The organism is bacterium (genome assembly GCA_040754625.1).
Lineage (GTDB): Bacteria > JACRDZ01 > JAQUKH01 > JAQUKH01 > JAQUKH01 > JAQUKH01.
This window is the reverse complement of sequence record JBFMCF010000065.1, coordinates 1-22081: the sequence shown is the minus strand read 5'-3', so window position 1 is coordinate 22081 and position 22081 is coordinate 1. Positions and strand designations below refer to the sequence as shown.

At 39.2% G+C, this 22081-nt stretch carries 8 protein-coding genes; 1 reads left to right on the top strand and 7 read right to left on the bottom strand.

The annotated features are described in order from the left end of the window. Nucleotides 1-129: 129 nt before the first annotated feature. The gene (locus tag AB1498_05630; GenBank protein MEW6087767.1) at nt 130-258 is read left to right on the top strand and encodes a response regulator; all 129 of its coding nucleotides are present in this window, start codon (nt 130-132) and stop codon (nt 256-258) included. On the opposite strand, the gene AB1498_05625 is transcribed toward AB1498_05630, so the two are convergent. The 7 genes from AB1498_05625 to AB1498_05595 all read right to left on the bottom strand — a co-directional run bounded on the left by AB1498_05625 (nt 255) and on the right by AB1498_05595 (nt 21900). Beyond that, on the bottom strand, nt 255-680 hold the full coding sequence (locus AB1498_05625; protein MEW6087766.1) for a CBS domain-containing protein: 426 nt from the start codon (nt 678-680) through the stop codon (nt 255-257). The genes AB1498_05630 and AB1498_05625 overlap by 4 nt on opposite strands. 11 nt (nt 681-691) lie before the next feature. After that, entirely contained in the window at nt 692-1441 is a 750-nt protein-coding gene (gene larB / locus AB1498_05620) for a nickel pincer cofactor biosynthesis protein LarB (protein ID MEW6087765.1), read from the bottom strand. A 52-nt stretch (nt 1442-1493) separates the two neighbouring features. After that, complete coding sequence (locus tag AB1498_05615; GenBank protein ID MEW6087764.1) at nt 1494-2786, bottom strand: hypothetical protein; 1293 nt, start codon at nt 2784-2786, stop codon at nt 1494-1496. A 27-nt stretch (nt 2787-2813) separates the two neighbouring features. After that, on the bottom strand, nt 2814-5054 hold the full coding sequence (locus AB1498_05610) for a PAS domain S-box protein (protein MEW6087763.1): 2241 nt from the start codon (nt 5052-5054) through the stop codon (nt 2814-2816). 33 nt (nt 5055-5087) lie between these two features. Then, nucleotides 5088-7871 (bottom strand): fibronectin type III domain-containing protein, encoded by a 2784-nt coding sequence (locus AB1498_05605; GenBank protein ID MEW6087762.1) that lies wholly within the window; start codon nt 7869-7871, stop codon nt 5088-5090. Beyond that, on the bottom strand, nt 7868-8278 hold the full coding sequence (locus tag AB1498_05600; protein ID MEW6087761.1) for a hypothetical protein: 411 nt from the start codon (nt 8276-8278) through the stop codon (nt 7868-7870). The genes AB1498_05605 and AB1498_05600 overlap by 4 nt, the downstream gene beginning before the upstream one ends. A gap of 77 nt (nt 8279-8355) precedes the next feature. Beyond that, complete coding sequence (locus AB1498_05595) at nt 8356-21900, bottom strand: FG-GAP-like repeat-containing protein (GenBank protein ID MEW6087760.1); 13545 nt, start codon at nt 21898-21900, stop codon at nt 8356-8358. Between the last annotated feature and the right edge of the window lie 181 nt (nt 21901-22081).

Below are 22081 nucleotides of genomic sequence, written 5' to 3'. Positions count from 1 at the left end.
AAATTTTAATTATTTTTAATCAAACATGGCACTACACTTTGGCCAAAAAAAAGAACCGCCCCTTATTTCTATGCGGTTCTTTTCGCTTCTTTTGCGATTTTTTAGGGTTTAACTGTCAAAGTTCTGATAATGCTTACAGCCAAAGGCCAGGAAATCGACCGCCAGAAAGGGGTGGATTGCGGCGCAAACGAATATATCACCAAACCTTTTGACCCTGACGAAATTGTGGCGAAAACAAACAAGATACTGGGGCTTTAATAATTAGGCCTGAAACCGCTTGATTTGGATATGTTAACAACCCTCTGCCCGATTACAAACCCCAGGTTTTTAGCTATATCATTAGCGGTTACTATCCCGACAATTTTATCTTTCTCCGTGATAACAAGCCTTCTTATTTTTTTGCCCGCCAGGATACCGCTCGCGTCCAAAATGCTCGTCTCGGAATCAACGGTTATTAAAGGAGCGTTCATAATCTGCTTTATCGTCACTTTGTCCGCGTTTAACTTTTTCGCGACGACTTTCCTCAAAATATCCCTTTCTGTCACCATACCGACTACATTATTATTTTCTTCAACAAGCACCGATCCTATCGCTTTTTGATCCATAACAATTGCCGCCTCTGTCACATTTGTATTTAACGGCAGTTTTGTCACATTGTGCATTATCTCTTTTACTTTCATTTTAAATCCTCCTATTGTTCTTCTCCTGTAATATTTATCAAATGCGCCACATATCCCGCGCCGAACCCGTTGTCAATGTTTACAACAGCCACGTTTGAAGCGCATGAATTAAGCATTGTAAGAAGCGGGGCCACACCGCCTAAATTCGCACCGTATCCTGTGCTTGTCGGGACCGCGATTACCGGCTTACCTACCAGGCCGCCTATAACACTTGGAAGGGCGCCGTCCATACCGGCAATAACAATACAAACTTTTGACTTCTCCAGAATATCCATTTTATCCAAAACCCTGTGAATACCCGCAACACCTACATCGTAAATAGCAACTACCCTGCTTCCCATTACTTCAGCGGTTACCCGCGCCTCTTCCGCTACCGGGATATCTGATGTCCCGGCGGTAACTATACTGATAAGGCCTTTACTTTCGTTATTTGGGATAAAAATTATCCTGCCGGCTCCATTGTATTTAACTCTTTTGTCGATTTTCTTTACTGCCTTGAATACATCTTGTTCCGCCCTTGTAGCAAGAAAAGTATTTTCTCTTGATAATATCCTTTTAGAAATCTCAGCAACTTGTTTTATTGTCTTACCCTTGCAAAAAATCACTTCTGGAAATCCATGTCTCAAACTCCGGTGGCTGTCTAATGTCGCATATTTTAATTTTTCGTAAGGCAGCCTTTTTATTTTTTCAAATGCGACTGAGACGTTTATTTCTTTCCGGCTGATCTTTTCTAAAAGTTCCAATAAAATATCTTTTTTCATATCGTTTACTTAAGTTGTTACCCGGTATTTTACCTGCACATGCCGTTAATTATCAGAATTCATATGACGTCCCAAGCCTCAGCGACTCCTGTTCATCATCAAGTTCATTAACATAATTTGTAAACCTGTATTTAAAATCCGCTGATACATTCAACTTGTTTTTTAACAACACTTTCTCCCCCGACCACCTTGCGTAATATCTTTTTTTATCATTGTCAAAGTTTCTATATTTATAAAAATTGCCTTCAAACCCCAATGATGTTTTCCAATTTCCCTTGCGGTTATAGTTCAGTTTTATATTCGCGGTTATTTTCCTGTAATCATTCCCGGTCCTCTCGCTGTATATCGTGTCCTTCCGACCCATGTCAAAATTCAGCCATATCCTTTTTTTCATATCATCGCGCACTTCATAATCATACCCGTTCTCAATATAAAATCCCTTATGGTCAAGATTGATAACATTATAGTCCTTCTTGAAAAACTCATATTTCAATCCCGTATTTAACCTGTTATTTATTTTATGGAAACTCTTTGCCTTATACCGCCGGTATTCGTAGTCCGAATCTTCATCGCGTTCATCTTCATCCTTTGTGTCCCTTTTTCCCCATTTTATCTTTGTCTCGATTTCATGAATATACGGCTTTGCAAAAACATAATCAAGCCCCGCGGAAAGATTGTGTTTTGTCCTGTCACGGCCTTCCTGTTTATGGTCAAGATGTTCAATCCCGTAATCTCCCGACAATATCAATTTCTTTTCCAGAAAATACCTGCATAAATCCAATTTGCCGGAATATTTAAGCTGGCCCTTTTTATCATCACCCGGGTAATCATATTTATTAAACCCGCTTGAAAAGTCCAGCGTGTAAATATCCTTCTTCCTGAATTCCAGGGAGGGTGAAATCATAAACTGGCTGAATTCACTTTCGATGCTTTCATAATAACCTTTTTCCTTATACTGCATCTTTATGTCAAACTTCAAAGATTTTTCTTTTTGTTTTTGAAGATAATAAAACCACTTTGCCTTAAAAATTCTTGATTTATTGTCCAGGGCATCGCTTGTATCGTAATCTTTCCTGTATGCAAAAAAACTTAAGTCACAGCCGGCCCGTTTAATAGGGTCCTGTCTGAATTTAACCTGGTAATTGGCATACGTGTAATCGGCATCGCTGTCTTCCTCTTTATAATCTTCGGAGGTCGACTTCTTGCCTGTTTCGATAAAACTGAAAAATTCGCCTTTATAAATTCCGGAGACGGTTTCTTCCGCCTTAATGAAAGGAGACAAAATAACCAGGTAAAAGATCGCGTTGATTAATATACAAAATACAGGCAAAAATCGTTTTTTCATATAGGAGTATCTCCTTAAATTTTCAAGCTATACCTTTGGCAGATTTACTGTTACCGTGGTCCCTTTTCCCACACCTTCCGATAAAACCGTTATTTCTCCGTTATACATTTCAACCAGTTCCTTGCAAATTGAAAGCCCGAGGCCTGTTCCTTCGATTGATGCGTGGCGTTTATAAAATTTATCAAACACCCTCGATATGTCCCTCGCGAATATTCCGCACCCGGTATCTTTAACCTTAATCTCAACCATATTGCCTTTTTTCCTGCTTATTACAGAAATTCCGCCCTTTTTTGTAAACTTCGCCGCGTTATCCAGGAGATTATCCAATAAAGTTTTTAGATCATTGGTTTGAATTTTTACTTTATCCGTGCCAAACGGTATTTTAACATTCAATTTCAGGTTTTTCGCTTTCAGGCAGGATTTAATGTTTTTTACTGCCTGTTTCACCGCGCTCTTAAGCGATGCCCTCTTCAATACCCTTTTGTTTTTAGTCAATATCTCTTTTTTAACGTCCATTGAAAATTCGTACAGGATGCCATTCAGGTCCTTACGCACTTTCCTGATATTTTCCTCCGCTATCCTTTTAGCCTTCATCAGGCTTTCTTTATCCCCTGAATCCATGCTGTTTTTAATTATACCGAGGGACATCTCTATCATTGAAACAGGGGTTTTCAACCCATGAGAAAGGTCCCGTATTAAATTTTTCTTTGCCTTTTCCACTTTTTTATATTCACTGATGTCTTCGGTAATTTCAATAAAAGCTTTTGCTTCATTATTTGAATCTAAAACGGGAAAAGTATGAACAATGACCGGCAATGGGCTCCCGTCATAAGATAAATATTCGGATTCAGTCTTGACCAATTTTTTCAAAGCCATGGTTTTTGTTCCCGGGCAATCGGGGCAGACAGAATCCCTGCCGGCGCAAATCTCATAACAAGACTTTCCTTCCGCTTTATCTTTCGGAAAACCTGTCCTTCTGCAAAATTCACTGTTTGCCATAAGAATTTTATAGTTTTTATCAATCAAGGTTATTCCAAGATTAATATTTTCTATCAAATTCCTGTAACGTTCTTCACTTTCACCGATAGCCTTTTCTGCCTTTTTACGTTCGGTTATGTCCCTTATTATCGCCATACTCGCGGGTTTACCCTCGTACATAATCAGGGATGCGTTTATTTCAACCGGTGTTTTTCCGCCGTCTTTCGCGAATATCTCTATCTCATACCTGCTGGGAACATTATGCCCCTCTAATCTCTTTTCATATCTTTCCATAACTATTTTTTTGTATCCCGGGGACACATAGTTTAAAAACGGTTTCCCAATCAGCTCCTCCCTGGTGAAACCTGTCATTTTGCAAATTATCGAATTTACATATTTAAGAGCGTTATCCTGCAGGATTATAATACCGTCATTCCCGTTTTCAACAAGTGTTGAATATTTTTCCTCGGAAGCTTTTAATTTTTCCTCATTTTTTTTGCGCTCGGTAATGTCTCCCTGGACAGTGATAAACATAGTTTTATCCCCGATTTTTATTAAAGCCACATTGGCCCTCGTAAAAAAAACACTTCCATTTTTTTTCTTGTTTAAAATCTCGCCTGTCCACCTGCCTTTCACATTTACGCTTCCAAAAATACTTTCAACATGCTTGATGCTTTCTTCCCCGGGATAAGCGCTTAAAACCGATACGTTTTTGCCTATCAGCTCACCTTTTTCATAACCAAACATTTTGTCGAATTTGTCATTCGTGAAACAAATATTTCCTTTTTCATCGGCTAAATTTACCCCCTCGGATAAATTTTCCAGTATCTGTGCCTGTATTTGAAGAGATTCTTCCGTTTTCTTGCGCTCGGTGATATCGCGAAATGACCATACCCGCCCGAGAATTTCCTTCCCCATCATCAGCGGGGATGAAAAACGCTCAAAAATCCGCCCGTCTTTGAAATAAAGCATGTTCATGTCTTCCCTGTCCGTGCCATAAAGAAACTTTACCTTTTTAAGAAACACATCCGGTTCAATAAGCTGGCTCAATACAAAATCGAGCAGTATATTATCGTCCCCTGTGTTCATAAGAGATTTCGGAATTCTCCACATATCCATGAACCGCCGGTTGGCGTTAATCACTTTGCCTTTATTGTCAACGGCGAGTATTCCATCGGCGGTAGATTCCAATATGGACTGCAATGTAATTTTAATTTGGCGAAAATCCCCGGTTTCCCGCGTATTTTTGAGCATAATCCAGCCAGCCTTTTTTTCCTTTGTAAAATCCATTATACCAATTTTTATTTATAAATAAAAGCTCATTCAATATTCCTTCCCGAAGCTACCTGCCAGTATGTTCAAATCAGTCCCGTCAATAATCCCGTCCCCGTTTAAATCAACATTAGGATTATAATAATCATCGCCTGTTTTTGAACCAAAACTTATTGATAATATTATCAGATCATATCCGTCGACCCGGCTTTCTACAGGAACATCCCCTTCCATTTCTATGTCTCCCATTTTTACTTTGGGCCTCATTATCACTTCATTGGAAAACAGGCTTTCTCCCGGGAAACTGCTTTCCCTGAATGCGGTAACAACATAATAATAAGTCCTGCCTTCTTCGACAGCTTTATTCTTGTAAGTTAAATTTTTCGTTTCATAGATTTTTTTATATTTCGGTTCTCCCGCTTCTCTCCTGTATATCCTGTATTCATCAATTTCCACGCCTGACGATGTCCAGTTTAACCTAATAATTCCATTTTCGCAAGAAATATCCAGTAAAGGCGCCGGTGGAGGATTACTGTAATCAGAACTTGTTTTTAACGGGACCCCTGTTATTACCGACGGATTACTCATATTATTTTCATTATCAAAGGCAAAGAGCGCAATAGTATACTTCTCCCCTTCTGTCAACCCGGTTATTTCAAACCAGTTTGTTTTCCCGATATCTTTTGGTTCCTCGAAATATTCCGTTTCTTTTTTATAAGCGATTTTGTAACCGGCCAGGTCCCATTCTTTATTCATACTCCAGCTTAAAAGAAGATTGGTATCACCGCCAGAGAGACAGGTTAATCCTGCCGGAGCATCGGGATAAGATCCATTTTCTGGGAAAGCTGTACCGGCTATTAGTTCACTTTCGTCCCTGCCTTTAAAACTGCTTACTGCCGCGTAATATCTATTATTATTCAGTAAGTTATTAAACACAAACACAGTATCTTTTGTAATCAAAGGCGATATTACAAGGTGTTCCTGCCTTCCAAAATATACTTTATATCCATCTGCGCCGGGCACCGGACTCCAGCTTAATGCGGCTTCCTTGTTCCCTGAATCAACCGTCAAATATTCAGGCGCGGGAACAAGACCTGAATTGCCGGACGGTATCCCAATCTCGACAGGCGACTTTAAACCTTCGTTTTCCTGTGTATCAACAGCGGAAACCGCAATAGAGTATTTTTTAAAATCCTCTAAACCGCTTAAAGTAAATTTTTCACTCATACCTGCGAAAACAGGAGGAGATGGGTAAACGCCTGTCTCCACCCCGGCGGATAAGTCCGCCGCGGCGGAACAATAAATTTTATATCCGGCTAAATCCGGCTCACTGTTCTTAAGCCATCTAATTTTCAGCTCTCCGGAATTGCCTGTATTCCTGGTCCTGACATCTTTCACCCGGCAAGGCGGCAACGAGTCATAAAAGAGATATGAAACAATATCGCTTTTTTCGCTTTCTTTATTACAAAAATCGTAACAGGATAACGCAAAATAATATTGTATGCCGGGTGTTAAATTACTTAATTGATAAGAGGGCGTATCGCTCCGATATATCTGAGCCCCTGCAATTTCAATTTTATTATCCAAATTATTGTTATCAACCCCTTGATACAAATAATATCCTGCGATATCGTAATCCGAAGGTTTTTCCCATAAAAGCAATCCATTATCATTAACTTTCGGATTGGCCGGTGCAGACGGCGCAGAAGAATCTTCCGGGATCACTGAAACCTTATTGGAATTTTCGCTCTCTTTGCCATTTATGTCCATTGCGCGGATAAAATATGAATATTCCGTCCCATCAATCAATCCTGTATCCAGGTAATGGTTTTTGGTAACAAGTGTCCTGTTAATCTTCTTATCATCACGGTATATATTGTATCCCAGGAGATTAAAATATTTATTTTCATCCCATTTAAGGAAAATATGCCCGCCCGTTCCTGTCCCGGCAATTAAATTCAAAGGAGGTCTCACCGGGACATCATCTACTTCAATGTCCCAGGCATTTTCAACGGCAAGGTTTGAATCCGCGGCTATAAATTTCACCTCATGCCTGCCAGAATCATCGTATCCGGCATAAAATGTCCAGTTAAAAACCCCTTCACAAACAATTATTGAATCAAAATACCACTCTGATTTAATAATATTATTATCAGGGTCAAATACGGAAACCCAAAAATCTATTTTTTCTCCTTCTTTAATCCTGAGTTTTGTATCAAAAGGCTCATGAGAAAGTATTACCGGCGATGTCTTGTTAATTGTGAATACGCAGGATTTTAAATTTGCATTCCCGGCTCTATCAAGGGTATCAACAACTAATTTGTGGATACCCTCATCCCTGACCCAGACTGTCTCATTTTCGTTCCGGATATTATCATCAAGCGTAATCAATTCTTTTTCCGGGTTTGACTCGGCAATTTTCACCTTGAACCAGACGTCGGTTGTATAATAAGTATCATTCTCTACATTATATATGGTTATCGCGGGTTTTGTTTTATCAATAACAAAATTCACCGACTCGTAGCTTTTGTTCCCGGATGAGTCAAAAGCCGAAACGGAAATGCGGTATCGCCCGTCTTTTTTAATTTCAGTGCCGCGGACATAAGCTGAATCCTTTGAATTATTGAATTTTAACGTGGCTGTGGAATACGCAAGGTCCTCGTCGGAAATGGAAATTTCGGGATAAACGGAAGTGGAGTAATAACAGCCTTCGGAAACGCCGGAAATTGTTATAAGAGGCTGATAAACGTCAGAATTGCCGGCGAAAATATATAAAGGGATTAAAAAAAATGTAATAACGAAAAATAATAATTTTTTCGGTTTCAGTATCCTCACAACAATCCTACATGTCTTAATATCTCTGCTACTTTTGCATCTTTTTCAGCCAATTCTTTTAATGCCATATCCGCTTTTTTCTTCCATCTCTCCAGTTCTTCTTCCCGCTCTTCTAACTCCTTATTCTTCCTTATCGCAGGCGCCAATGCACTTCGCCTATCCCATAATACAAAACCCACTAAGCTAAACATACCGCCAAGAATTAATCCAAAACCCCACATCATAACATTCTCCAATCGCTCAAATCTTTTATCCACTTGCTCAAATCTTTTATCAATATTTTCGACTTTTGCTTCGAGCCTTATCAACCTATCTCTGTCTTCCAGTGTAAACGGGACTTCTTTTGCATGTACGCCTGATATAAAAAATAAAATTAAAACCGCTATTAATACAACCTTTTTTTGCATATTTCCTCCCTTATATTCTTCACTCGTTCCAAATAATAACAAGGTTTATTATAACATAATTTCTATCTATAGTTAAATTATTTCCACATGCTCCACTTTATCTCATTAATCCTTAACAATTCATCTAATTTCAGGCGGATAGATGTTGTCCCCGCGCCCGTTATTTTAGCCAATTTATCAATTGCCTTTAAACAATCTTTGATATTTTTCTCAAAATCACTTCTTTCAAAAATATACCGGTTCGTCATTATATTTAAAATCTCTATCACCCTTTCAGCCTTGTTCCTGTCTTCATAGCTTAATGCAAGGTCATTGAGAGCCGAAATTATCTCTTCTGCCAATCCTTCCACATTATGAGCAACTTCTATATTTAACGGGTAACTGCCGTATAACTGCCACGTGCTGTCGTAATGTAAATATTCTATTTCAGTTATCGCTGTCCAATCCGCCTGGACATCCGGCACAAAAAGATAATACCTCAATTCTTTTTTCATGTTTTCTGAAAGATTAAACTGCCATATTATTTCATTACCAATTTTTATTCCTTCATTAAATATATTAGATATTTCCGTGCCTGCCGGTGCCATTTCTTTTATTTTTAAATCCACTGCCTTACCTTTATTTTGTATATTTATTCCAATAGGCAATGTCTCCATCGGGTTGATTGAAAACCCCGAAGGTGAAACATAATTTATGCTGTTTAACAGCATGTCTTTTATCTTATTTATGTTATTTTGTGTATTTGATTTTAATAAATCAAATGTGAAAAGAACGGCTTTCCCTTCACCATAGCTATTCAGGACAATCACAGGTTCCGGATGTTCAACACAGCATTTTCCTTCCCGCTCTACATTAGTTATTGTAAATCCGCTATGCTTTTCTCCGTTAACCGGCGAAACACATTTTTCAACTTCAAAAACCGCAGGGCCTATTGTTATTATATTATTATCTTCATAGATAATTACCTGCACAGTATAATCGCCATTCAGCCTGCCGTCTTCCTTTGTGTTTTCTATTAAAAATTCAACCTTTTCACCTGCGCCTTTTACCAAAAGATTTGTGTTTTTAACTCCCTGGTTGTTATCAATACCTTCAGATGATAATGTATCGAATGAAAATATTTCTTCATCCAGCAATTTATTTGATCGGACCCTGTTTCCTTCATACACCTGAAAAGTCAGTGTGTAATTTTTCCCTTCAATGAAATCATATCCTGCCTCTAAATCAACCGCTGTTATTTTGCCGTTGTGCGGCATATCGGGAATGACTGAAACATAGCCTGCCATCTGGCCTGTCTCAAGCTTCACCTTCTGACATTTGCCGATACTCTGGAAAACACCTTCATGGCTGATCGGGCTTTCCATAAGATTAACAAGGTTATCCCTGGCTGGTAAATACCCTTTGAATTTTATTCCCAGGACATCTTTTAAATGCGGAAATTTCGATATTTTTGAACCGGAAACAATCAATCCTGTACCTGAATTAACCAATTCCTCTATCTCCTTCATAAATCTGGCGGAAGGTGTTTTTTTATCATTAAGCAACAAGATTATGTTGTATTTTCCTGAACGGAACTGTTTCTTAAATTCTCCCAGATCTTTTACCGCATTGTAGAAAACATCCTCTCCCTGAAGAATAGTATGGATAAATTGCAAACCGTCGTCATCGTTTACCCAGGCAAGCAGACGCGGATTATTTTCCAGTATCTTCTTTTCTACTTCTAAATCCACCAGCTTAACCATCACCATGGGAAATGGTATTAAATCAGGCCCCCTGTTTCCTGCCTTATCAGTTGTCCAGAGAGTAAAAATATTTTCTCCTTCGGAAAGGACCACATCTGAAAAGGTCCATTGCCCGTTCTGGTCAGCTTGAGCGGTATAAATTGTATTTATTATTTTCAAACTGACTAAACTATCAGGTTCGGCTGTTCCTGTTATTGCCGGAAACCTGGTATAAACAACTGCCCCATTTTGAGGATAAATTAAGACAGGAACAGGCGGGGGAATTGTATCTAAAACTATATTTAAAGGCGCTGAATACAAACTAATATTTCCCGACTTATCTTCCGCTGTTGCATTGAAACTATTATTTCCCTCACTGATATCCAGGCTGCTAAAAACAAAACTTGAATCCACACTGGCAGTCCCTATACCGAACAGCCTTCCATCACAATACAATGTTACTAAACTGCCGGGTTCGGCATATCCTCTGATATTTAGTTTGGAAATATTCGTGGGCGATATCGGACTGTCAAACACCGGCGGGGCCGGCTTTGTTTTGTCTATAGTGAAAAGGACTGTTTTGCTCGCCTCATTCATTGCCATGTCTCTTGCCCAGGCTGATAATATATAGTTATTTTCCATTGTGATTGGTGTTCCGCTTGTATAATCCATACCGTTTAAAGTGATTTTTGTTGTGTCCAGATAACGTTCATCAAATGAAATTACGGGAGACCTGTCCGTATTATAATGTTTCCCGTCGAATACGTCACTGATTGTAATAACAGGCGGGGTCTTTTCGATAACAAACTGAGCATCTGTTTTTCTGCTGTTCCCCGCTTTATCACGGGCACTAACACTTAAAATATATTCTCCCTCTCCGGAAATCACAGTCCCTGTTGAATAATTTTCTCCGTTTAAGGTTATAACAGTTGTCTCCAGATATGAATCATTTATTTCAATTTGCGGGGATACATCTGTCGAATAATAATTACTGTCCCGGACGCCTGAAATTGCCACCACCGGGCTTGTAGTATCAATAATAAAAGAAATAAATACTTCTGAAGAATTAAATGCTATATCTCTTGCTTTGACTTCTAAATTATAAATACCCTCATCGCTGATTAACCGGCCGCCGGTATAAGACTGACCGTTTAATTCTATAATCGCCGTGTCCAGATTTATATCAAAAACATTAATCAAGGGCCGGACCGGATAATTGTAGTACCTTTTGTCAGAAACATTGCTTATATTAATCCAGGGCGGGATACCGTCAGGAATTGCATGGGTCTTCGCAGATTCTAATACCGGTGAAATTCTGCCTTCCGCATCAGTTAAAAAAACAGCGTAAAAATATTTTCTTTCATTTGTTAAATTTATATCGGTATATGCAGTATCTACTCCCTCATATACAACTATTCCATCACCTGAGTTTTTCGGGTATTCAAATTCATTGCGGACTATTTTCACTGTAAGAAAATCTCTTTCATCCGGATTTATCCATTTTAATTTTGCAAAACCATTTCCCTGTATGGAATTTAATTCTGTTATATATGGTTCAAAAATTTCTAATAACTGGCCCGGCAAAACATCTCTCCGGACAACTTCCGTCCAGCCCCCGGGGAATTTAACTTTGAGGTCAGTTTTTTCCATACCTTCCAGTCCAAAATGGGTAATCCTTGAGTGGACTTCCCTTGAACCCTTTAAGTATTCCTTTATATTCAGATAGCCGCTGTCATAAAGTTCAATTTTTGCTCCATAGCCGTCTGTATTAGTGTTTAACCCTCGCAGTTTAACCTTTAAATAATTATTATCGTTTTGCCGGTTTTCGTAAAGAACTCCATAATTGTAGAAATTGCTCAAATAAATATCCAGATCGCCGTCATTGTCGATATCCGATACTGCCGATTTCTGTGTATATAAACTTTTATCAAGGTTAGCCTGGTGAGTTATATCTATAAATTTTCCAATACCTGCATTTTGGAAATATTTGTTCTGCCCGCCTTCTCTTGAAATTAAAACATCGTTAAAAATATTGTTTCTGAAACTAAACGCCTTAATGTCGCGGCTTAAGCCTCCTGTGATTTCAACACCCGTATCGGACAAAACCGTAAATTGGCCATGGCCGTTATTTTCATAAAATACACTTGTCCCGTTTTTATAGTTTAAAATAAGGTCTAAATCGCTATCATTATCCAAATCTGCAAATTCCGCGGACTGGCATGAAGAAAGGCTTATTAAACCCGCGTCCCTTGTCTTATTTGCAAAAGTCCCATTCCCCTGGTTTTCATAGAACAGGTTAGAGCTCCCGGAATTTACAACAAATATATCACTGTCACCATCTCCATTAATATCAGCTATTTTTACTTCCTGGGTATCATCCGCTATTTCTTTCCAGGGGCCTCCGGCTTCAATCCATCCCAATCCGCTATTAAGATATAAAATATTTGCGCCATATCTTCCCACAAATAAATCCAAATAACCGTTATGGTCGAAATCTGAAACTGCCGCTGATTTTGCCGAAATATTTTTACCCTGCCATGGGCCTGTTATTTTTGTCCAGACCTTATCTTTTCCGTTATTTTTAAATAAAATACACTCCGCGCCGCTTGCGGCTGTAAAAAGATCTAAAAACCCGTCATTGTCATAATCAAAGAAAACAGCCGCGTATCCCTGGCTGACATCTCCTGTACCGCTTGCAACGGTTATGTCGGAAAATGTCCCATTGCCTTCGTTTCTATAGAGAATATTTTTATCGTATGCGTGGACAATATATAAATCTTCATCACCATCGTTATCAATATCGGAAAAAGTTGCAAATCTTCCATAAGCGGAACTATGCAGGTTAGACTGATTTGTAACATCCTCAAACTGTTTCTTTAACGGCAATGCACGGACACGGACACTTTCACTGTAATTGGGAACTTCATCATAAGCCTGTATGGAATAGATGTATGTGATTCCGTTGGTTACTGTGGTATCGGTGTAGTAATTTGTAAGACCTTCGTAAATCGTCAGCTTGTCCGCCGCGGAGGATGAATCGTTATCCGTTATCCGTGTTAATTTAATTCCGGCAAAATCATTATCGAACAGATTCGTCCATATAAGTTTAACCAGGTTATTCTCTGAAACCGATAATAAATTATAAACACTGTGAGGCGCTTTTGTATCGGTTGAAACGGCTGAAACGGCTGAAACGGTTTTATTTTCATTCCCAATTTCATCTACTGTGGCAACAGCAAAATAATAAAGTTTACCATCTATAAGGGACTCAGCTTTATATTCTAAATCAGCCCCATCAAGTTCTGCGACAGGTGATAAGGTGGAAACATTATTGAAAAAAGTATCTGCCTGGTAAATCCTGAATTTATGGACTATTTCCAGGGTGTTCCATGAAAGATTAAGACAGTTTCCATCTCCCGGGTTTGCGGCAAAAAGACCGGTGACAGGAAGCGGCGGGATAAGGTCTTCAGTAGGAATACAACTGACTGCAAGGACATCTTTGTTTTCATTTGCATTTTTATCCACACCCGTCACCGCAAAATAATAAGCTGTACCGTTGACCAGATTATCAATCGTCCACTCGTGAACACCCGCGTTTATATTAAATGCAGGTGTGGTATTTGAAACATTATTAAAATTATAATCTTTGTAATATATATTATAGCGGTTGAAATCCTTCGATTCTTTATAGCCGCTCCAGTTTAAATTTATCCTGCCGCTCAGTTTTGTATCCTTTGCAGTTAAAACCGTTATCTGAGCCGGGGCTATCTCATCCGGCTCACTAATTTTTAAAATCCTTCCTTTAATTACATTGTTTAAACTCACATTCGTGCCGCTTGGAAAATTTATTTCCGCTAAATATGTAATATCCTCCGGCAGTCCGAAATGCCACGGTCCCGGTGAAGTAACCTCTTTGTAAAATAAGCTCCCTATAACTTTTATTCTTGCACCGATTCCATTGCTGTTACTGCTCGTCCCAGTAAGATTTATTTTTAACCAGTTATTATCATTCTGGTTATTTACATAAAGAATATTCGGTTTTCCATAAGAAACGGCGTATAAATCAAGGTCGCCGTCATTGTCAATATCCGCCAGATGGACATTCCTTATATTATTTGCGTTTCCAGAGGGACTATCCGGAATGTCTTCAGAAAATTGCAAATTCCCGTTATTTTTATAGATTATCACTCCCTGACTTGTTCCTGTAATTATGTCTTTAAAACCATTATGATCAAAATCCTCTATTTTTACCGAATACGTCGTGTCATTTTTATCCGACCACGGTCCATTTATTTCTTTTAAAATACTGATACTGTCATATTTATATAAATAATCCCTGCCCTTATTCGCAACATAAACCTCCATAAAACCGTCATTGTCTATATCCCCTGCCGCTATATCATAACTGTCATCATCAACAGTGTCTAAAGGTGTTGCCGCCTTGAGCCATCTCAGACCGTCATTTATTAAAAAAGTATTCCTGTTATAATTTGCGATAAATACATCCCTGTCTCCATCATTATCATAGTCAAAGAAAATTGCCTTCCGGCTGTAAACCGGATCTTTTAAAGCATCCCATTCTTCTCCGTCTGCTTTGTTGAACACTCCATTGCCGGAATTTATATAAATTACATTTTGATTTCCCCATACGGATAAATATATATCCAGATCACCGTCATTATCTATATCGGCAAACACCGCATGCCGGGAATCGCCGCTGTCCCCTGTTCTTGAATAATCGGTTATATCCGAAAATATCCCCCCGTCATTTCTGAACAACCTGTTCCTGTTCCCCCTGAAAGTTATATAAATATCATTATCGCCGTCATTATCTATATCTCCCGCTTCCGCGCTTGAGCCAAACCCATACACACTCATCCCTGCCGCCTCAGTTGAATCGCTGAATGTCAAATCGCCGTTGTTATGATATAAGATAGTCCTGTCATTATTTAAACCGCCGTTAACAAGGAAAATATCTTCATATCCATCTCCATCAAAATCAAAAAACAGCGAATACATGCCATAACCTGTATTATCTATCCCGGTTCCTTCAAGCATGCTGAATTGCGGTTTGTCCGTTTTAACACCTGCCGAAATACCCTGCGAATAATTCGGGACTTCGTCAAAGGTGCGGATGATGTATGTATATGTCCCGCCATTGGTTACGGCAGTATCGCTAAACAAAGTTGACATACCCTCGTAAATCGTGAATCGTGAATCGTTGTCCGTTGCCCGTAAAAGACGAATACCACTAAAATCACTATCATCTGGATTTTGCCAGCTAAGTTTTACTATTCCATCTCCCGATTTTGCGGTAAAATCAGAAACCTCTGCCGGCGGGACAACATCCAGAGACATGCCTGAAACTGCCTGGACTGTTTTATCTTCATTTCCCCTGTTATCAATTGCAGTTACAGCAAAGTAATATAATTTCCCGTCAACAAGATTCTCTACATCCTTTTTAAAAGTTCCTGATTTGACAAATACTGCCGGATTTAAGCTGTTAACTTCACTAAAAACCGAATCGGATTGATAAACCTTATACCATGCGACATCTCCCTGTCCTGCCTCGTCATAACCTGACCAGTCAAGTGTTACCGTGTTCCCGGTCCCTTTATTCTGGACGGCCAGCGCAGCTACCTGAGCAGGCGGGATACTGTCCCCTGCCGGTATGACATGAACACAATGGACTTCTTTATTTTCATTCCCTGAATCATCAATTGCTGTTACCGCAAAATAATACGAAGTATTTATTGTAAGATTTCGGACATAATATTTATTGAGAAGTTTATCAAGCGAAGCTACAGGCTTTAAACCATTAACGTTTGTAAATGAGGCTGTGCTTTGATAAATCCTGAATCCATAGAGATCATCTGGCGCAAAAGATGAATATTCACTCCAGTTTAAAAGGATTTCTCCGCCATATTTTGTATCTTTTGCAGATAAAAGAGTAACAGCAGCCGGCGGGACCTTATCTGTCGGAATACCGCAAACTGACTGGACAGATTTATTTTCATTATTTAAACTGTCATAGGCAGTTACAGCAAAATAATACGGCTGATTATTTATTAAACCTGATATCTGCCTACCTGATTCGGTTTTGTCTGTAGAAATAAGCGGTGTTAAATCCGAAACGTTTTCAAAAGGATTTTCATTCATGTAAACACTATACCCCGCCAGATCTTTTGATCCGGATGTATCATACCCGCTCCAGCTTAAATTTAAAATTCCGCTTAAACCAGGGTCATGAACGACAAGACTGGTTATCTGTTCAGGGGCCACTTTATCCGTCGGGATTACCGATACCGCAGTTACTCCAAAATTTTCGTTACCTGTAGAATCAAGCGCCGTTACGGCAAAATAATATAATTTACCGTTAGTCAAGCCTTCTATAATGTTTTCTTTTGTTCCTGCATATACAGTTTTAACTGAGGGGATACCGTAAATATCCGCAAAATCAGATGTTGTCTGATATATATGATAATAAGCTATATCGCTCTTTCCTCCGCCTGAGGCGGATTCATCATAGCCTGACCAGTCAAGTTTAATCTTCCCGCTAAGCTCTAAATCACAGGCAGTTAATTCAGTAATTTCAGAGGGCGGCTCTTTATTTAGCGGGAAATTTTCACCGCCGAACGCACCCATATCACTGCGGGTGCTGTCCGCGTCAAGTATACCCGGGTCACCCGTATCTATGCAAGGCGATTCCGGGCGAAGATGGAAATTGCTTGAGGCAGGATTTACAAATTTCGGGTCGGATTCAATGTTCCCGATACCCGCGGCCAATCTTATTCCTCTGGTTGAATACGGGTATTGTCCGCACTGGTAAGCATTATTATAAGTAACATTATATAAATTACGTTCAACTGTTTCCAGGGTATTATAAAAAGTATCAGTGTCCACCGCCCCATTTGAACAATTGCTGAATATATTATTTTTGATAGTATTTTTTCCAGTCCGGTAAACGGCGGTCCTTGTGTTATAAAAAGTATTATTTAAAATTTTAGAAGACCCGCTGACAATTCCATAAACACAATCAGAAAATATATTGTTTTCTATTAAGCTGTTATTGACTCCATTAATTGCACCCCAATAATCAGGCCAATCAGAGTAACGATAACCGCAATTATTAAAAACATTATTCCTGATCAGCAAACTACTGACATTTTCGATCGCCCCAAATTCACAATTATTAAACACATTTTCCTCTATTAAAATATTTGCCGCATTATTATCATATTCCTGATATATAACAGGAGTCAGATAACGATTCCCATATATTTTATTTTTAACTATTTTCCCTTCAAACATGCCATATCCCAGGATAAATATCACTCCATTTCTAATCTCATTTCCCTCAATTATAAATTCCTTCATTAAATTCCCGCCTGAAGGGCCAATAATCACATATCCTCCGATTATATTTTTTCGTATTGTCAATGAATAATTAAGTCCTTTTTCTTTGAGTTGGCTAAAAGAACTCCAGAAAACAGCATCATCAATAAATTCATTTTCTTCGATAATAATATTTCGAATTTCTCTGGCAGGAACGTCCCATACCCCGCTTCCCGCGATTCTTCCCGCAGAATAATCATTATAATCATTAGAAGATTGTCCGATTTGTCCAACATCAAAAACAAACCCTTTTATCCTTACATAAGACAAGTTATTATTAAAAACAATCTGTTTGATATGCGGTTTATGACCGGGATATGCCTCAAGGACAGTCTCCGCATCAACTGCCAAACCGGAAGGGATATCCATTATTACTTCATCATAGACACCATTTTTGACTTGAATAATATCACCGCTTTGGGCGGAATGGACCGCAGACTGGATTGTGGGATAATCGTCAGGAACAATGATAATATTCGGTTGAGATTGTATCGGAAGCGTCCTTGCCAAAGCCTCCTGAGAGGCATAGGATTTATTTCCAAGTGCATCATATACCCAGATATTGAAATAATATTGGGTATCCGCACATAACCCATCTATTGTAAAAGCGGTTTCTCCCGCATAATTCCGATCATTAAGTATATTTCTTGAATCTCTGAACCATTGCCTGGATTTTTCAGTTACGGGATAAACAGTATCGTAATAAACCTTATAGCCTGCAAAATTCGCATCCTGTGCGGGAGAACCGAAATTTAATGTAACTGAATTCACGGTTACACCTGCCACGGTCAGATTCCCGGGCTGCACAGGCGCGGTTTTATCAATTACAACCGTAGAAACCGCGTATCCGCTTTCCCGGCCGGAAGAATCCATAGCTTTAATCCTCAGATAAACAGTCCCGTTAAAGCCGGAGGGGACATCAGATTTAATGTCCCATATCAAATCAGCATACCCACTTCCTCCTTTAACCTTAATATTTTTTACCTGGTAGAAACTTGAATTATCTATATTATCCGCTGATACCTCCAATAAGTCTTTCGATAACACCGCCGGATAAAATCCTGAACTATCAAACGAATATTCCACTCTTAATTTGCAAACCGTATCACCAGGTATTCCGACTTTGATCTTGAAATTAACGCTTTCAGGGGACATCTGTCTGGGTATATTTGCAAAAGCCGCATATAACGGGTAACTCGTCTCGGCTCCAGGAGTATTTCCATAGACACCTATATTAACCCGGCTGCCGTTAGGCAAAGGCTCATTAAAGTAAGCATCATCAGGGTCGCCCGCGTCAATGACCGGGGAAGCGGGAACTACATGCCCGCCGATAAAATAAGTTTCGCCCGCTATATCAAAAGGTATGGAATCATTTGTCCAGAGAGGGTCGCAGGATATATCACCTGTTCCCGGGTATAAATTGACAAAATCAGCGGATACTTTTTTATTATAATTATATTCATCAATGTAACTATTATTCCATATAATATTATAAGAAGAACTGGAATAAATTATCCCATAGTTTGGATACCAGCTTCCCATTAACCCTATTTCATTATTAAAAATAATATTATTTCTTGCCTCACCTGATTGGTAAATACCAACTTTATTTTCAAATATATTATTGTTGATAATATTGGATGAATTACATACTCCGGAAACTTTATTTCCGTATATAAAATTATTTTTAATTAGAGAGGCGTTTGAGACTCCTCCTTTGTGATAATCATAATTTTCATTTAAACTTCCATTATCAGAGATAATATTGCCTTCAACAAGGTCAGCGCCATAAACACCATAAGTTCCGTTATTAACAATTACATTTTTTCTTAGGACCGCCCTGTTCCCGGCTTTAATTCCGTATGCGGCGTTATTCCTGACAATATTGTTCTCAATTATACTCATATCTCCGCGCTTCTCATCTTCACCGGTCACGGCATTATAATATATCCCGGTATTATTATTCTCGATAATATTGTTTCTAATAACCGGGCCTGTATAAGCATCATACCACCACATACTATTAACATTTTCAATCCCTTTATCGCAATTCCGGATGGTAAACCCGTCAATAATTGTATTATTTGTTATAATATTATTATAACTTGAATAAAACTTGAAACCGCAGTTTCCCTGCCCGTCAATAACGGTTTTATTTGCTTTTATGTCACGGCGCCATGTTACAGGGTCATACCCGCCGAAAAATTTGATTTTATCGAAAGCTACATAAACGCTTTCATAATAAGTGCCTTTTGCGGCTTTAATAAGTGCCTCACCCGAAGCCGCCTGGACAGCTTCACCAATGGAATTGAACGGATTCTGTATAGAACCATTCTCAATCCCTGTAGTGTTATAAACATCAACAAAGAATACATAGCGGACAGAAAAACTAAACGGCGCGGAAGATATTTCGTTATTACAACTGTCCTTGCACCGCACCTTCCACCAATAGGTTTTTTCATATAAAAGATTCTCTGCTTTCCATCTTCTTTCTGTCAGCCACCCGCTTGTCTCCTGGCGGCCGTTCCTGTTATCAAATTCCGGGTTATCGTCTATAATAAAATTGTAACTTAAAGGAAGAGAGTCATCATAAGCCTGCAATGCCTCAAGGGTAGTCCATAATTTTGCTATTGTCTTGCCGTTTTCAGGCAGACTGCACCCGACATTTTGCGGAGGCGTGTCATCTATAGTAAAACTGAAAGGATTCGAGTCCTCCGATTTATTATTGTAAACGTCTTTGCACTGGACCTTCCACCAGTATGCTTTTTTATATAAAGGTTTTTCTACATTCCAGCTTGTCCCTGTCCACCCGCTTTTTTGCTGCTCGTTATTCCTGTTATCAAATTCAGGATTATCGTCTATTATAAAATTGTAACGGACATGGGACATATCATCCGCGGGCAAAGCCTCCAGAACCGGGTTTATCGTCCCATTAACCAATACACCATTTGCCGGGGCTTTACACCCGTTATTTAGCGGGTTTTCGGTATCAATAACAAAATCGTAATCAAACCCGGACATCCATTCTGTTTTACCGGTCCAAAACCATTTCCAATTTATTCCATCAAGGCTTCCCCACGACCAGTCAAATACCGGAACAGGATTCCATTTTTTATTTTCATCTTCAAATTCATAATTTAATAATTGGCCGTCATTGGCAGCTACCTTTATCAAATTGGGACTTATATCATCAAAGCCCCATTTATAGGCGGACCATGACATCCCGTTTAAATCATTTTTAACCTTCCAATAAGCTTTCTTGCCCGGGCCCGTCCTCTGGCTGCCGGAGTTTTCCACTGACTTGCATTTTACCCAGGATAGATCATTCCAATCCCTGTTTATCCATCCAAAATAGCTCCCTCCCCAATCATCATAAATCATCCCCCAATCTCCAATCACCCAATTTGAGTTGGAGGTATCCCACAAAAACCAACCTTCAAAAGGACTGCGGTCCCAATAATAAAATTCCACATTGCACTGGTCCTGTTCATTATCCTGCAAATCATAAGTTATCGTTATAATTCCGTCTTCACCCTGGACCGCCGATATATTTGTAACAAGGGGCTTTGTGTTATTAATATTATTTAGATCCTCTTCTGTTACAGGGGTATGATTTTCAAATTCCTTTATCCGGTATATCGCGTCCGTCCCCGGGAGGCCTTTATAAAAAGCCCATCCGGAAACCGGCTCACCGTTATTCTGATTTTCAAAATTATGTCTGCTCAGGACAGCGGTATCCAGCATAACCATCCAGTCATCGATATATTGCGTCTGGCCTGAAGGAATACTTTTTAAAGAGTATGAATTATATGCCAATCCGAATCTTTGAGGTAGGGAACCTGACCAGCGGCCTGTCCCATCTGGACTGTTATATGGAATATGATGCAGGTTATCCATTAAATTACTGATCATTAAGGTGTCGTTTAAATAAATATTGAAGTTTCTGTCTGCGATATTATAGGTATACTGCACCCTATTCCATTCATTTTCATTCCATCTGAGGCCTGAATCCTCAGGAAAAGAAGGTGCCAGGGGACTTCTGATAATCCCGGCAGTATCAAAACAAACCAGGCTGAAATAATCATTGCCGTCATATGCGGCAAAGTCAAAATTACCGGTATTCAAAACAGAATTACCTTTAAAATAAAATTCAGATTTGATATTCTGGACTTCCTGGCCAAGCTCACTGCCGAGAAATACCGGCGTATGATTAAATTCAGAATTTGCGTTTATTGAAAAATCCGTCCCCGCGTTGCCGAGAAAAACCGTCCAGCCGAGGATAGGCATATCAATCGTATCATTCTCGAAATTATGCCTGTCAAGAACATTATCATCAATAATAAGTTGCCAGTCGTCTATATACACAACCTGCCCGCCCATACCAAAACTATAAGAGTATATTCCGAATCTCTTCGGCTGGATATTCGGCCCGGCGTTATTCCAGATTCCTGCCCCGTTATAAGGTGAATAAGGGACATAGGACGGCGGAAAGGTTTCCGTAATCACCAGGCTATTATTAACCCAAACTTTGCTTTCACCGCTTGCAATATCATACTTATATACTCATCTTGACTGACTTTTTATGAGGCCATAAGGAGCCTCCTTAGTTCTTTGACAACTGAATTTCCATCGGGCAACTGGTTAAGATAATCCACTAAATCATCCCAGACTATACGACGCAGTTCAT

Coding starts and splice junctions, on each gene's coding strand:
- AB1498_05630 (MEW6087767.1), top strand. CDS start 130: ATGCTTACAGCCAAAGGCCAGGAAATCGACCGCCAGAAAGGGGTGGAT.
- AB1498_05625 (MEW6087766.1), bottom strand. CDS start 680: ATGAAAGTAAAAGAGATAATGCACAATGTGACAAAACTGCCGTTAAAT.
- larB (MEW6087765.1), bottom strand. CDS start 1,441: ATGAAAAAAGATATTTTATTGGAACTTTTAGAAAAGATCAGCCGGAAA.
- AB1498_05615 (MEW6087764.1), bottom strand. CDS start 2,786: ATGAAAAAACGATTTTTGCCTGTATTTTGTATATTAATCAACGCGATC.
- AB1498_05610 (MEW6087763.1), bottom strand. CDS start 5,054: ATGGATTTTACAAAGGAAAAAAAGGCTGGCTGGATTATGCTCAAAAAT.
- AB1498_05600 (MEW6087761.1), bottom strand. CDS start 8,278: ATGCAAAAAAAGGTTGTATTAATAGCGGTTTTAATTTTATTTTTTATA.